At 51.3% G+C, this 14207-nt stretch carries 13 protein-coding genes; 5 read left to right on the top strand and 8 right to left on the bottom strand.

Annotation, left to right across the window (positions count from 1 at the left end; translation table 11 throughout):
• Positions 1-2: 2 nt before the first annotated feature.
• From SYK_RS06950 to SYK_RS06940, 3 genes are read left to right on the top strand one after another with little or no spacing between them, the layout of a single operon-like run.
• On the top strand, positions 3-989 hold the full coding sequence (locus SYK_RS06950) for an XdhC family aldehyde oxidoreductase maturation factor (protein ID WP_281762865.1): 987 nt from the start codon (positions 3-5) through the stop codon (positions 987-989).
• On the top strand, positions 986-2110 hold the full coding sequence (locus SYK_RS06945; protein WP_281762864.1) for a DVU_1551 family NTP transferase: 1125 nt from the start codon (positions 986-988) through the stop codon (positions 2108-2110). Before SYK_RS06950 ends, SYK_RS06945 begins: the two co-directional genes overlap by 4 nt.
• Positions 2107-2721, top strand: coding sequence for a histidine phosphatase family protein (locus SYK_RS06940; RefSeq protein WP_281762863.1), 615 nt, complete (start codon positions 2107-2109; stop codon positions 2719-2721). The genes SYK_RS06945 and SYK_RS06940 overlap by 4 nt, the downstream gene beginning before the upstream one ends.
• Here SYK_RS06940 and SYK_RS06935 read toward each other — a convergent pair.
• Genes SYK_RS06935 through SYK_RS06920 form a run of 4 tightly spaced genes read right to left on the bottom strand, consistent with a single transcriptional unit; the run spans position 2718 to position 5552 of the window.
• On the bottom strand, positions 2718-3443 hold the full coding sequence (locus tag SYK_RS06935; RefSeq protein WP_281762862.1) for a Rossmann-like domain-containing protein: 726 nt from the start codon (positions 3441-3443) through the stop codon (positions 2718-2720). The two genes, SYK_RS06940 and SYK_RS06935, sit on opposite strands and share 4 nt — an antisense overlap.
• 8 nt (positions 3444-3451) lie before the next feature.
• Positions 3452-4120, bottom strand: a complete 669-nt coding sequence (locus tag SYK_RS06930; protein ID WP_281762861.1) for a molybdate ABC transporter permease subunit — start codon at positions 4118-4120, stop codon at positions 3452-3454.
• A 5-nt stretch (positions 4121-4125) separates the two neighbouring features.
• Complete coding sequence (gene modA / locus SYK_RS06925) at positions 4126-4848, bottom strand: molybdate ABC transporter substrate-binding protein (protein WP_281762860.1); 723 nt, start codon at positions 4846-4848, stop codon at positions 4126-4128.
• An 11-nt stretch (positions 4849-4859) separates the two neighbouring features.
• On the bottom strand, positions 4860-5552 hold the full coding sequence (locus SYK_RS06920) for an ATP-binding cassette domain-containing protein (RefSeq protein ID WP_281762859.1): 693 nt from the start codon (positions 5550-5552) through the stop codon (positions 4860-4862).
• 138 nt (positions 5553-5690) lie between these two features.
• Between SYK_RS06920 and SYK_RS06915 the strand changes: the two genes are divergently transcribed.
• Together SYK_RS06915 and SYK_RS06910 are read left to right on the top strand one after the other, a co-directional pair.
• Complete coding sequence (locus tag SYK_RS06915) at positions 5691-6752, top strand: TOBE domain-containing protein (RefSeq protein ID WP_281762858.1); 1062 nt, start codon at positions 5691-5693, stop codon at positions 6750-6752.
• Positions 6753-6932: 180 nt separating this feature from the next.
• Positions 6933-7391: a hypothetical protein gene (locus tag SYK_RS06910; protein WP_281762857.1), complete on the top strand. Its 459-nt coding sequence runs from the start codon at positions 6933-6935 to the stop codon at positions 7389-7391.
• Between the two features lie 247 nt (positions 7392-7638).
• Here SYK_RS06910 and fliD read toward each other — a convergent pair whose 3' ends face one another.
• The 4 genes from fliD to SYK_RS06890 are packed head-to-tail and all read right to left on the bottom strand — an operon-like array spanning position 7639 to position 14168.
• Entirely contained in the window at positions 7639-9360 is a 1722-nt protein-coding gene (gene fliD / locus SYK_RS06905) for a flagellar filament capping protein FliD (protein ID WP_281762856.1), read from the bottom strand.
• 10 nt (positions 9361-9370) lie between these two features.
• Positions 9371-10564 carry a flagellar hook-associated protein FlgL gene (gene flgL, locus SYK_RS06900; protein WP_281762855.1) on the bottom strand — a complete coding sequence of 398 codons (1194 nt, stop codon included), beginning with the start codon at positions 10562-10564 and terminating at the stop codon, positions 9371-9373.
• A 16-nt stretch (positions 10565-10580) separates the two neighbouring features.
• Positions 10581-12593 carry a flagellar hook-associated protein FlgK gene (gene flgK, locus SYK_RS06895; protein ID WP_281762854.1) on the bottom strand — a complete coding sequence of 671 codons (2013 nt, stop codon included), beginning with the start codon at positions 12591-12593 and terminating at the stop codon, positions 10581-10583.
• Positions 12594-12617: 24 nt separating this feature from the next.
• Positions 12618-14168 carry a flagellar hook protein FlgE gene (locus SYK_RS06890; RefSeq protein ID WP_281762853.1) on the bottom strand — a complete coding sequence of 517 codons (1551 nt, stop codon included), beginning with the start codon at positions 14166-14168 and terminating at the stop codon, positions 12618-12620.
• Between the last annotated feature and the right edge of the window lie 39 nt (positions 14169-14207).

The raw sequence follows: 14207 nt of genomic DNA, 5'->3' as shown, positions 1-14207 counted from the left end.
TCATGAAAGCGTTTGTGCGTTCCATATGTGAACTTATTGGACAGGATGAAACTTTTGTCATGGCAACGGTGGTGGAAAGCTCCGGGTCCACACCTCGTTCGTCCGGGGCAAAAATGGCTGTGCGCGGTGACGGGTCCATCCTCGGCACCGTGGGTGGTGGATTGGTGGAGGCCAAGGCCTGCAAGGATGGTCGGGCCATGCTTGACACGGGAGACGGTAGGGGCAGTCTGACGTTTGTCGATATGACACAGGAACTCGCTGCCAATTCGGACATGATTTGCGGCGGCGGTCTGAGCGTGTTGCTTGAAGTTGTGGAACCGAGTGGCCCGTGTGCTCAGGCATACCTCGAAGTGAATGAATTGTTGCGGCGTGGCGTGCGGTCGTCACTTGCCACCAAATTTGAGGGAATTATCGATTTTTGTGCCGTGGAACATCAGGTCCAGAAAGATCAAACCGATGGTGATACGCCTGTTTTTGAAAAGAATTCAAACGGCATGAAGCTTACGGAGCCGTTTATTCCGCCTGCATCTCTTTATATTTTCGGAGCTGGTCATGTTTCTCTGTTTACGGCACGTACAGCGGCCATGATCGGATTCAGGACAGTGGTTCTTGATGACCGGGAGGATTTTGCCAATGAAGCCCGTTTTCCGGAGGCCGATGAAGTGGTTGTTTTGCCTTCTTTTGCCGGATGCTGCGACGGTCTGAATATGGATGAAAATTCATTCGTCATCATTGTGACCAGAGGGCATTTGCACGATCGTAATGTGTTGGCCGAAGTACTGCGGACCAAGGCCCGATACGTGGGCATGATCGGGAGCAAGAAGAAACGCGATAAGATTTACGATTCCCTGCTGGCTGATGGGTTCACGCAGAAGGATATTGATCGTTGTCATTGTCCTATTGGATTGACGATCGGTGCGCAGACACCGGAGGAAATTGCGGTTTCCATTTGCGGTGAACTTATTCAGGTGCGTTCGGGGGGCGTATGAGCGCCCTGGCCGCAATAATACCGGCGGCTGGTTTTTCTTCTCGTATGGGTGATTTCAAACCCTTGTTACCGTTGGGAGATGGAACAGTGTTGTCGCGGTGCGTTGACGTATTCCGAAGAAATGGTGTTGAGCAGGTCATTGTGGTTACGGGAAGACGGAGTGACGAAGTGACCGAGGCTGCGCATCAGGCCGGAGTTGTAGCTGTGCATAATGCCGATTTTGAGCAGGGTATGTATTCTTCAGTGCTGACAGGTGTTCGGGCTTTGGGAGATGATATTTCGGCGTTTTTCATGCTTCCGGTAGATATCCCGTTGGTCCGTTCTGAAACTGTTAGCCGCCTTGTTGATGATTTTGAACAGGCCTCTCCCTCCATTTTGTATCCTTGTTTTATGGGAGAACGAGGTCATCCTCCGCTGATCAGTCGGAGTTTGATTCCCGCAATTGTGAATCACGATGGAACAGGTGGGTTGCGGACCGTGTTGGATCAAAATGAAACCGGGGCACGAGATTTGGACGTGGCTGATTTTGGAACTGTGCACGATTTGGATTACCCGGCAGATTATACGTTGGCAAAGTCTTTGGTAGATTCCCCGTATCCGAATCATGAAGAGTGCTGTCAGTTGTGGGAAATGTATTCCGTGCCTTTGAATATCGTTCGGCATTGTCAGGCTGTATCGCGTGTGGCCGAGGCCCTGTGTCAACAGTTGAACTGCCTGCGCAACGGCGATTGTCTTGATGCCGCACTTGTTCGGGGGGCGGCGTTGACCCATGATATAGGCAAGGGGACCAAGCGGCATGAGATAGTGGGAGCCGAGCGGCTGCATGCGCATGGTTTTCATGTTGCTGCGGATATTGCCTTGGAACATTTCGATTTGTTGCTTCCATCGGAGGAACCGATTACGGAAAAAGAAGTTGTGTTCCTTGCGGATAAATTGGTGTGCGGAGAGAAACCGGTACCACTTAAAGTCCGTTACATGAACAAGATAGAGCAATATCGTCACGAACCGGGCGTGGAACAGGCCATACTTGGCCGACTGGAGCGGGCGACAGATATTATGGCTCGCTTTGATCGGGAGATGGGTGTTTCCACTGAGCAGTTGGCGCAGGAGGTCTTGGCATGATTGTACTGATGCGCCATGCGCAGAAAGAGGATTCCAAGGGGCGATGTATTGGAAGAACTCCGTTGCCGTTGTCAGATGTCGGACGCGAGCAGGCTCGGTCTCTTGTGGAATCGGTACGCGGTATTGGGTTCAAGCGACTGTGCGCGAGTCCGGCGCAGCGGGCTTTGGATACCGTCAGCCCATTGGCTCTGGATTTGAATATGTCGGTGGATACTATTCCCGCTTTGAACGAAATCGATATGGGAAAGTGGGATGGCCTTCTCTTTGATGAGATACGTCGAGAATATTTTGCGAAGTATGCTGAACGCGGTGATCGATTTGGTTCATTTCGCGCCCCGTCCGGTGAAAGCTTTTCGGATGTGGCTGACCGGGCTATGAGTGCCCTAGAAGAACTGGCGCACAGTGCGTGTCCTGTTTTGGCCGTGACGCACGCAGGAGTTCTTCGATCAGTGCTTTGTCGGGTAACAGGTCACCCTTTGGATGACCTGTTTCATTTTAAACCCGACTATGCCCATTGTACATTGTTTCGGTCAGGGAATAATGGGCTGGAGTTGGTTGCGGACAACGTCTCCCCTGACGATTTGTCATCTTTTTTTGAATCGACTTCTTAGGAACTCTGTGGACAGAATCGGTCCCATTCCATGAGAGCGGCCCCGCCGGAGATGGTGGTACCATAGAAAAGCACCGGTTTTTTTGTCAGGAACAGATCAATGGTGCTGTTGGCAAGCGTGGTGCCGGTGACAAGCAAGAGATCGCACCAGTCAATAGCTTCTGCCGTGGCCTCGCCACCTTCCACGAGTACTCCGCGTTTTGTTTCTCCGATGTTGTCCGGGTCGAGATCAATGAGCCGCACTTCGGTTTCTTTGTTGAGTGCTTCGGCCAGTGCCGGCTGAAATCCGATGATGGTGATGCGACATTTCCCGTAGTTTTCCTTGATGTGATCGAATATTTTTTCCGAACATTCCTTGGGGCCGCAATCCTTGCAATGAACTGTGCCTTTTGCCAGGCCGAGCGAGCGGGAAACGGCATTGAGTGTGGCGACAAACACGGCACGGTTGAAGTTGTTGTCCAGTGTCAAGGCGGCCACATCGCTCAAGGTGCCGGTGTAGTTGCCGTAGTTATCTGTAAAAGCCTGCCCGCGTTCTCCGCGAAATACGGCCTCCATCAATTTTTCTTTACCCTGCTGAATGGGAAAGTCGTTTTCTTCAGGGGTGCCAATAGCTTCCTCGACGGTCAGGGGACCGGCTGAAACCGTGATGCTTTCGTTGAGGATATCTTCTTTGCCCCAGAGAACAAGGGCCTTGTCGCGGACGGTTTCCAATGTGGTTTTCATATGTGCTCCTAGACAGCGGAAAGTTTTTTGAGTGCGATGAATATGGTCAGTGAGAATATGCCGATGATAGCGGACAGGACCAGTGCCCGCTCGAATTCACCGCTGAATACGGCGTTATAAATCTCAAGGGACAGGGTGTTGGTCCTGCCGATGATGTTGCCGCCGAGCATCAGCGTGATGCCCACCTCTCCGAGAGAACGGCCCAGAGCCAGAAACCAGCCTGAAGCGACGTTGCGTTTGACGTTGGGCAATAATACGAACCAGAAGGTTTGCCATTCGCTCTTGCCAAGCACCCGTGAGGCTTCGGCCAGTTGTTTGACATTGCCCCGAAGTGCGGCTTCCACTGGTTTGACCACCAATGGAAGTCCGGCCACAAACGCGGCGATGACCACGCCCGGAAAGCTGAACACGATATCCACTGGTAGGACCTGCCCGATGAACCCGGCTCTGCCGAGCAGTATGAGCAGAATGAAACCTGTGGCTATGGGCGGAAAGACTAACGGCAAGGTGACCAGAAAGTCCACCACTGAACGCATCGTGCTTTTCCCCGAGGTCAGATAATAGCCGAGCAGAATACTGCTTACCAAATGGAGTAGGCCGGATACTGCCAGTACTTTGAGGGTGAGGACGAGTGGTCCGGTGGTTTCCGGTTGTGCCAGAATATCAAGGACGTTCATGCGGCCTACAGTCCGTTTTCTCGCAAAATGGTTTGGGCTTCGGGAGTTTCGAGGAAACGGAGGAAGTCTTTGGCCTGTTTCATATGTCGACTGTCTTTGAGCAGGGCAGCGAGAATTACGATGGGAGAGTATCCTTTTTGATCAACTATGACATAGCCGCCAAGTTTGTCGGCCACGTTCAGTGCGTGTGTGAGGTTCAGGAAGCCCATGTCCACTTCATTGGTCGTCAAATAGGAGAAGACTTGAGGAATGGTTGATACTTCCAGCAATCGCTGTTTGATGCCGGGAAGGTTGCCGTTGGACTCAAGAAATTCCCTTGCAGCCTTGCCATAAATGGCTTTGTGCGTGTCAGGCAGGGCGATGCGACCGGCCTTGTCCAAGTCAGCAACTGAGGAATACGGGCAGTTTTTGGCAAAAGCGAGGACCAATTTTCCGTGACCTAATTCCTGTTTTTCGGAAAAAGTGAGTTGTGCCTTTTTCAGGAAAGATGCGTCACCAAGGACGATGTCCACGTTGCCACTCTTTTTTGCCAGAGTAGTCACACGTGCCATGTTGCCGAAGAGGAGGTCCACAGTCTGTCCGGTGTTTTTCGTGTAGGCTGTGTTCAGGGCGTTGACCATTTTCTTGTAGCCTGCGCCGGATGCGAGGACAGCGTTTTCTGCCGAGGCAACTGTGGCTATGCAGAGGATAAGAAAAGCCGTGACGATGATAGTACGAGTCGTGCGCATATGCATTCCTTTTATGAGTATGAGGGGACGGTCAGCTGGGCCGATCCGTGTGGTACATGTTGATGACGGTTGAACCAGTCAGGAGCGATACGGCCACTTTCCACGGCAATGACGCTATCTCCAAGTTGATCTGCTTCTCTGAGGTCGTGGGTTACATGGAGAATGGGAATGTCGAGATCCTTTTTGAGATCCGATAGCAGGGAGCACAGAAAGATGCGTGTGGCCGTATCCAGAGCGGAGAATGGTTCGTCGAGCAGAAGCAGATCCGGTTCTCTGGCAAGTGCCTGACAAAAGGCGGCACGTTGGCGTTCACCTCCCGAGATGGAGGCTGGCCGTTGATCTTTGAGATGTCCTATGCCGAAGGTCTTCATCAGAGGTTCAACCGATGTCGGCGTAATGGCGCCAAAGGCTATGTTTTGACGAACTGTCATGTGTGGGAAAAGTGTGTATTCCTGAAAGACCAGTCCGATTTTTCGTTTGCACGTTGGAATGAAGCTGCCCGTTTTTGAATCTATCCATGTCCTGCCATTCAGTGTAATGGCTCCATTATCAGGCGCTTCGAGTCCTGCAATTATGCGGACAAGCGTGGTTTTTCCTGCCCCAGAAGGACCGACAATGGCTGTCAGCTCTCCCGCAGCACAGGAAAATTGGGTTTGCAGATCGAAATGTGGAAGCTTTTTATGGATATTGACGGTCAGACTCATGGTTGTTCGTATCCTTTCGGTCATTGGGGTGGCCTGCGGGGTTGTGTCACGCTCACAATTTTCCTATGTTCTGTTCTGTTATTCGGCAACCAAGTCACGCGAACAGTGTAAAACGTGACTCTTTAAGGAATACCATCAATGAGCAGTGTTAAATCATCCAGCAAGGCCTACCCCCGAGACTTTTTTAATGTGTCGGATCATGTGAATTATCTGGAACCGTCTGAGATGCGTGAGTTTGAGCAGGCGTTCAGGCAATGGAAGGTTTCGGCTGTTCGTGCGGACAGTGTGCAGGCAAGGGAGCGCATGTGGCTCATTTTTTTGATGCTCAGGCATACCGGAGCGCGCCTGGGGGAGATCCTTTCCCTTGATGATTCAATCGCTTTTGACGCTGAGGGGCTCTTTGTTCGTTTGGGACGGGAAGGGAGAATCCGGGAAGTGCCACTTTCAAACGAGTTGTTTTCCGAGGTGATGGCAGCCCTTGAAGGCCCGTTGGGATGTGGTTTACGGGGGACATTCTTTCAGGTTGACCCAGGGTATTTTCGGCGTATTTGTTATGCTCGAGGGAAGGATTGCGGGTTGTCCAAAGATCATGTCTGTCCAAAATCCCTTCGTAATACACGGGCCGTGGAAATGCTTCGCAGCGGTGTCCCCATCACTATCGTGAAGGAAGTTCTTGGTCAGTCCTCTCTTGATTTGACAGCGAATTTTCAACAATTTTCGACGGGCGATATGCAATCTATTGTGCGGACGGCTCATAATGCCATGCGTAAAAGAACCAGTGCGCGAAATTCTTTTGTCGGCCACGTGATAGGCGTTGTGGAAGATTCAGTCATGGCAGAAGTGACTATGGAAACACGGTCGGGTATGGTTTTGTCCTCCGTTATCACTTCGGACAGTCTGCGCAATTTGAAACTCGTGAAAGGTGCGCCGGTCATTGCAACGGTTAAAGCTCCGTTAGTCAATGTCATTTCATGTCGTAAAACACCGGTTGGCAGTGCCAGGAATCGATTCAAGGGGACTGTTATTCGTGTGACTGATTCTCCCGTATTGTCAGAAGTGTTGGGACGACTGCCGGATGGTTCTGACGTTTGCGCACTCATTTCTGAACAGAGTGCCAAGGAACTTGCCCTGAAATCCGGCGATGAAATGGAGTTTTGGTTCAAGGCTTTGTCTGTGGTCCTGAACACTGTCCAGCTATAATCTTTTGAGTTTTCTGAATATTTCTTAATGAAATCCTAGTAACGTTCTGGGTGGGGTATGCGATAATATTATCAAGTACACCACTTCCTTTTCGCATGCCCGCCTTTGGAGAGGGGAGACAGTCATATCGGCTGTTGCCGGGCCGTGAAAACGGGGGTGGATGATTCAAGGAGATGCCTTATGGAAATTGGCTCTATGAGTTCGATGAGTTCCATGGCCGGAATGATGGGAATGCAGGGTGGTATGCAGCCTCCGCCTCCGCCGGAAGCGTCGTCAGAAAGTTCGGATTTCGCGGATGCGATGGACGCCGATAGTGATGACCTTGTGAGTCAGATTGGCGCATCCTCTTCTGAAGCCTCAGATTCTTCGGACAGTACCGAAGAACTTGACCCATTGGATACCAATGAAGATGGTTTTGTGTCGCAGGAAGAGCTTGACGCGGGACGTGGGGGCAATGGCTTGGGCGGTATTAAGTTCAACGGAGGTTCTCAGGCATTCCAACAGTTGATGGATATGACCGGAGGTAACACCCGCGATCGTCAGGCTCAGGGCGTTGAACAGTACGGCCAGATGCAGGATTCCATGTTCGGTGGCGATTATACCCAATCCTTCTCCGCAGGATTGGACCTCAGCGCTTAGACGTTTATGCGGAACAAAAAAAGGGCTGTGTGTTTGAGCACGGCCCTTTTTCAATAAAATTGTGGGTTGCCATGATATTACCGGTCGAAATCCCTGTGGATGTGTTGAGGCGAATAATGCGCAAGAATGCTACGAATGCATCTGCTGACGATGAGTGCATAAAATCTGAGTACACGTCCGACTCTCGTGAAGTTGGGAGTCGGAGATTGAGGTTCGTATCGTCGGAAAAGAGAGATCGTCCCCGGAATTAATCAAGCTGTGCCAATTGACTCGTGAGCATGGCGCTGAGGTTTTCGTAAGTGCTTAAAGTCGCATCGAGAGCAGCGTACTTGCGTGTCAGTGATGTTTCCAATGTGTCGAGTCGTTTTTCTTCATTGTATATCTGGTTGTCCAGACTCGTGACGCTTTCTTCATAATTGTCGATGAGAATGGACAGGGTTCCAGTGTCTTCATCTGACATGGCATCAAGGGCGTCTGATATCTCACCTATCTTCCCCTGCTTGACCCGCGCCGTGCCAGAATAGTCACCGTCGCTGTGGTCTCCCACCGAGATAAACAAACCGGTTGAGGTCGAATCGGTGCCTAGAATGGTCCAACCGTCAATTTCAGCTTCCTTGCCGTCAATAGTTGCCGAGGTAATGGCCCCGCCGGAAATGGTGTACTCAACCGAGTGTTCACCCGGAGGTGTTACGGAATCGATAACGGAGATGATCTGGAAGTCGTCACTGTCTGATTCGCCAACGCCGCTTTCGGAAAACAGTGCGGCCACGGCTTCGGGGTCGGTGTCCAGTGCTTCCTGCAATTCGTCTTCTTCCACGAGCAATTGACCGAATGTGTCAGATCCTTCATCCGTGTCGGTATAAAAACCGATTTGTGACAGGGCATTGTAATAATCTCCACCTTCTTCTTCGTCATATCGGGAGAACCCAAGTGCCCCTGATGACAGGATGCTTTTGAGTTCGTTGTACATGATGTCCATGGCGTAGTTGTCGATTGTATAAGCTTCCGTTTCCGGGTCTTCCTCCTCAGTGACGCGACCTGTCAGAATCTGAATGTCGAGAATGATTTGGTTCATACCCGCCACCACATCCATGATGGTGTCGAGCATCCCGTCAGTGTCGTAATCCACCGATATCTTGACCCCGTCACTTCCCGTTGTCTCTTTGAGATCAAGGGTCATGCCGTTTATCACGTCATCTACGGAATTGGTGTCGCGTTCTATCCATTGGTTTGGATCGTCCGGGAATCCATCTACCTTGATTTTTGAGTTTTGCGCTGTCTGGGTGTTGGCGAACCCTGTCGGGTCCATGCCATTCAATGTGCCCGTGCTGTCGATGGTGATGGCGTTATCTTCGCCGGAGTCGGTGCTTTTCAGGACAAAGTAATAACTGTCGCCGTCGAACATGAGGTCGGCCTCGACCTTGTCGCGTGCGGCCACGCTGCCGTTGATAGTGTCCACAAGGCCCTGAAGAGTGGTCCCGGCGGCTACATCAATGGAAATGGTGTCTCCCTGAAATGTTATATCCAGAGTTGTGGCCGTATCTGCGATTACAGTTGTTTCTGCATCGTACCCTTGTGCGCTGTTTATCCAGATGTCATTTTGGGCCAACTGGTCAACAATGACAGTGTGTACGCCAACATCCGCTTCGCCAGTGACTTCCACATCGACCTCATCGCCACTGCTGGTTCCTTCCATGGTGTAGAACTCGTCAGGTTCGTCCAAATCTTTCAGCGAGGTGTTGAGTTCGTCCATTTCGCTTTCCAACTGTTCCAGAAGGCTGATTATGTATTCTGTTTCAGTCTTTTGGGCTTCGTACTCTTCTTTTTGATAGCTTTCGGAATCGATGGTGACGTCGATGATTTCCTGGAAGTCCGTCCCGTTACCCAGTCCTGAGAATGAGACTTCACCAGAGGTCGTAACAGGCTCGTATGCAATGACATTACTGGAAACAGAAGAGACGTATCCCATGACTTCCTCCTTAAATATAATTGAGTATGCTCATTTTCATGATGTCAGCAGTCGATCTGAGCACAGCTTCATAGACGTAATTGGCCTGTTCAAGCTCGACAATCAGTTGAGTTGCGTTGGCGTCTTCCTCGCGGCTGATACTGTTTGTGGTCACTTCCCGGATCAGCCCCAAGGATTGCTCGGTGTAGGAAATTTTGTTTTCTCTCGCGCCGACGTTGGCTGAACCTGTTTCGACATTTTCATGAGCGTCGCGCAAATCGTCGAGACATGCGGCCACTGCATCCTGATTGCCAGTTTCCATGTAGACGATGCAGTCGCTTAAGGTCTCGAAGAGATTGGGTTCTGTGTAAGGCATGTTGGTTGTCGGGTCGACACCGCCGAAGACAGTGCTGCCCACGGTGGTCATATCCACATTGGTGTTTTCGGAAATGGCAACGGACATGGCTGTGTCACTTCCTGTGTAATGGGCCGCTTCTCGCAGATAGAATTCAGTGCCGTTTCCGTTGCCGTCAGCCGCTGTCACCGGGGTACCTGTTGTGAATTCAATTTGGGCGGTCCCGACATCAATGGTCGTGTCGCCAGCCGCAAGTGTGGCGGTTGTCCATGTCTGACCGTTATCGGTGGAATATTGGTAGTCGATTTCATCAGTTCCGATGACACCTGGTTCACTGAATTGGACGTGGACCGTGCTGTCGATTTCACCGGTCATGGAAGCAAAGTTCGCATCGTTCAATGAGTCATTTGGCAACGTGACGCCAAGGCCCATTTCGTAAGCATTATTGCCAAGGTCATCTCCTGCAAAGAGAGAGTCCGCCCCCATTTGGGTGTTGGAAATGGCGAGTATACTGTCGAGGTAGCTTTCCATTTCCAGAGCCATCATCTGGAGCTGTTCATCAGTGTATGTTTCGGTCGATCCCTGTTCAGCCAGTTCCATGGCAGCTATGATATTTTCACTGACCTGCATTAATGCTTGATCTGCCAAATCAAGACTGTCCGTGGCGGTTCCGCAGTTATCCATGTAGCCACTCAGGGATTGATCGTAAGCGTTCAGGTTCATGATATTCGCTATTCCGGCGGGATCATCTGACGGCCTGTTGATTTTTTTTTGAGTGGATTCCATCATGTTGAGTTCCGCTACATCATTGAGCGCGGTATTCATCTGGTTGAGAGACTGGGAAAATATTTGTGATGTGCTGATACGCATGACTGTTCCTTTGAGGTTAGACCATGTCCAAAATGGTATCCATCATGGTTCGCGTGACAGAGATTATTTCTGCAGCAGCTTGGTATTGTTGTTGATACTTGGTGAGATCGAGAAGTTCTTCGTCAACATTCACTTCACTGACAGAGGCTTGCTGGTCGTAAAGATACTGGGCTGAAGTCTGGGCATAGGTCAGCTTGAGTTCCGTGGAATAGGTTGCTGATCCAACGTCGGATACAAGCGTTGAAAGGGCACCACTGAGAGTCGTGGTTATAGACCCTACAGAGACGTTTTCGCTTGAAAGAGTCATTATTGCGTTGGCTACATCGTTGTTTCCAGATGAAACCAGACCGTCGTCACCAACGACTCCGCTGTTGATGTGTGCTGTGTCGGTTGCGATGTAACTGTCTATTGCAATGGTCGAAGCATCCGAACCCGTGAAAAAGGTATTCATGCCTGTCGCGGCAAGAAGGTTTGATGAGTCTCCTGCAATCTCGAAACTTACGTCCGAGGCTGCTGCGATTTGCAGTTGACCGTCACCGTTGACGGATGCCGTGAGTTCTCCTGCATAGAGTGTGTTGATGGAATTGATGATGTCGTCCATGGAATCCGTGGCCGGATCAACGGATATGACAGCCGAAGTGGAGACCGTGCCGTCCGCATTGTATGTCACCAACTCAAGTTCCCCTGCCTGAATATTATCGGCGTATGCGAGACCACTATTGCTGAGCAGGGCACTGGAATCTTCCATGCTGTAACTGCCTGTCAGTCCGGTGTGGTGTTCAAGCCCGGCTCCTTGTGCGTGTTCGGCGTTGACTTCCCAGATGAGGGCATTGGCTATGTCGTCCAGTGCGTCAAGGGTGGGGACAACTGTGTCGTCTCGTGCCGTATAAAGTCCAGCCAGACTTCCTCCTGAAGTGCGCCCGGAGACTTCCTGACCTGCGGCATCGGTCATGGGAGTGATGTTTTGTAATGAGCCATCACTGGTTTCCCAGTACAGGCCGCTCTTGGGAGTAATAGCGTATCGATCACCTGTTGCATGATCTGCTGTGCCGCCTTCAAACCATATTTCAACCCCTTCGATTTCAACCGGGGAGTTTTCATCGCCAGCCGTGTAGAGCATGGTGTCGCCGTTTTCATCTTCCAACCAGGTCTTGCCGCCATCGGTAGACACTTTGAATTCCGCAGTTCCGTCCGGGCCTGTGGAAACGAATTCAAGGAGCAGTTCTTCACTTGATGACCCGGAGAAATCGATAGTTCCATCATAATCAGAGTCACGAATCAGTGAAGTCGTAGCATTCGGATCGCCATAGACAAGGCTGTGCGTTTCAGTTCCATCCACCATGGTATATCCCTCCTCGGTCATGATCGTGACTTCCCCATTGGATTTGTAAAGCGCGTTGACTCCGATGATCGCATCGAGATTACGGATCATCTGATCGCGTTCGGCAATGGCTTGAAGATCGTTTGGATTGGCTGCAATGGCCGCATTCGACAGGGCGATGTCTTCGATGAGTTGATTGGCTTCGCTGATTTCGCTCTGGATTTCCGTGTTGATGCTTTCTTCCACGCCTTCAAGTTGTTCTGCTGTGGAGTTGAGGCCGTAGATCAGTGTTTGAGTTTCTCCCAACAGGGCTTCACGTGCGGACAGCGAATCCGGGTCGGTGCTCAAATCATTCCAGGCCAGGAAGAAATCATCCAGCGATGTACTGAGTCCACCGTCCGTTTGGTTAAGCAGTGAGTCGAGTTGATACAGGTATTGGTAGGCGGCGTTCTGACAGGCCAAATCTGCGGAGGCGTCGAGGTATTGCGCTTCTACAAATTCATCGAACGCTGACTGGATAGCCACCACGTCCGCCCCGGTGCCGATAGTCAAACCTTGTATGGTGATGGAATCGCCGGTTTCGTAAACGGCCTCTGTCTGCTGGTATCCGGGAGTGTCTGCATTGGCGATGTTGTTCGACGCATTGTCGATGGACACCTGCGCATTTTGCAGTGACTTCAGTCCGATATTGTACAGATTGTTGATCATGTCGCTCTCCCGGTATCGTGGCCGTTATCGCTTCATGCCGATGGCTGTCTGAAGCAGGGTGTCTGCCGTAGTGACGACCTTGGAGTTGGCCTGATAGGCTGCTTGAATAATGATGAGGTTAGTCAGTTCTGTGGCCGTATCTACGTTGGATTGTTCCAGAACGTTGGAGGCTATGGAGCCGAAGCCTGCGGAACCGGGAGTGCCGATATAGGCCTGTCCTGATTCAGTGGTGGCCGAGAACAGATTGCTTCCCTCGGAGTAGAGCCCCTGTGTGTTGGTGAAGTCAGCTAATCCAAGAGTGTACAGATCCTGTGTCTGTCCATTGGTATATCGGCCTGAAAGTACGCCGTTTTCGCTGATGGAAACATCGATGAGCACGCCGGGTGCATAGCCGTCCTGATTGAGGCTGAATGTGGCAGACCCGGAGGTCGTGCTGGTGGTGGCGCCTGTGGCGAGAACGCCCGTATTGAATGAAGGCAGGTCGTCGGTAACGGTTGCCGCGTTTAAGTCATCCAGTGAGTCAATGCCGCCGGTGGTGTCCCAACCGGTGCCTGTGCTGTAATCCGAGTTCGAGATGCCGAGGTCCAGCGTGATTTCTTGATTTTCGTCGGAGCCGGTGAAATTGGTGTCGAAGATGGGCAGTCCGTTGGTGTCGAATTCCGCTAATTCCCAGTTCTCGGCAGCCATGGGGTCGGTCGGGTCCGTCGGCGTGTCCGAGAGGGTGAACGCAGTCATGCTTTGCAGATCACCGGAAGAGGAGAACGTCATGGTGCCGGTCATGAGTGCGCCTGCACCACTTGTGGTGTTCATTTCCGCCCCTTCGAAGTCACGCATGTCTTCGCTGGCGTCACAAGTCAGGACGTATTCCCAGACCAGATCACCGTCAGCAGTTTCTACGGGATCGAAGTATATGGTCATATCATGGGCAGCACCGTTTTCGTCATATGTCGAGATGGTTGTTTGATATGCATAACGGGAGTCGTCCATGGGCGGTTCTGCCGTGCCGTCGTACGCGTCGAATAACGCTGTGTATGGGCTGGTGGCTGAGGTGCTGTTATCCGTGGATGTAGAGTCGAGATTCAGTGAGAAATTGATTTCACTGGTGGCGTTGGGCGGGGATTGGGAGTTGTCCAGCTGGATGTCGGTTAACCCGCCGGAGATGGAATCGTCTGCCATTTCCCACCCCTGAACACGATTGCCGTGGGCATCTACGAGGTAGCCATTCGTGTCAAAGGTGAAGTTGCCGGCGCGGGTGTAATAGGTATTGTCTGTGTCCGGGTCCACGAGCATGTAGAAGCCGTCTCCGTTAATGGCAACGTCAGTGACCGAGTTGGTGGATTGGTATGCCCCCTGAGAAAAATCAGTATTGATGGAGGCCACGGATACACCGTTACCGACCTGGTCCGCGCTGTTACCAGCATAGACCGTGCTGTAGAAAACATCTTCGAAAACGATGGATGAGCTTTTGTAGCCTGTAGTTGTGGAGTTCGCTAGATTGCTGCTGACCACCGAAGTCGCCTGACTTTGTGCCTGAAGACCGGAAATCCCTGCGTACATTGATCCTGTGATACTCATGTCTATCTCCTTGTATTAACAGAAATTTGATTAATTTAA

Origin of the sequence: Pseudodesulfovibrio nedwellii, from assembly GCF_027923765.1 — a bacterium.
GTDB lineage: Bacteria > Desulfobacterota > Desulfovibrionia > Desulfovibrionales > Desulfovibrionaceae > Pseudodesulfovibrio > Pseudodesulfovibrio nedwellii.
The sequence above is the reverse complement of the archived record's forward strand: the minus strand, read 5'-3'. Positions and strand labels throughout refer to the sequence as shown.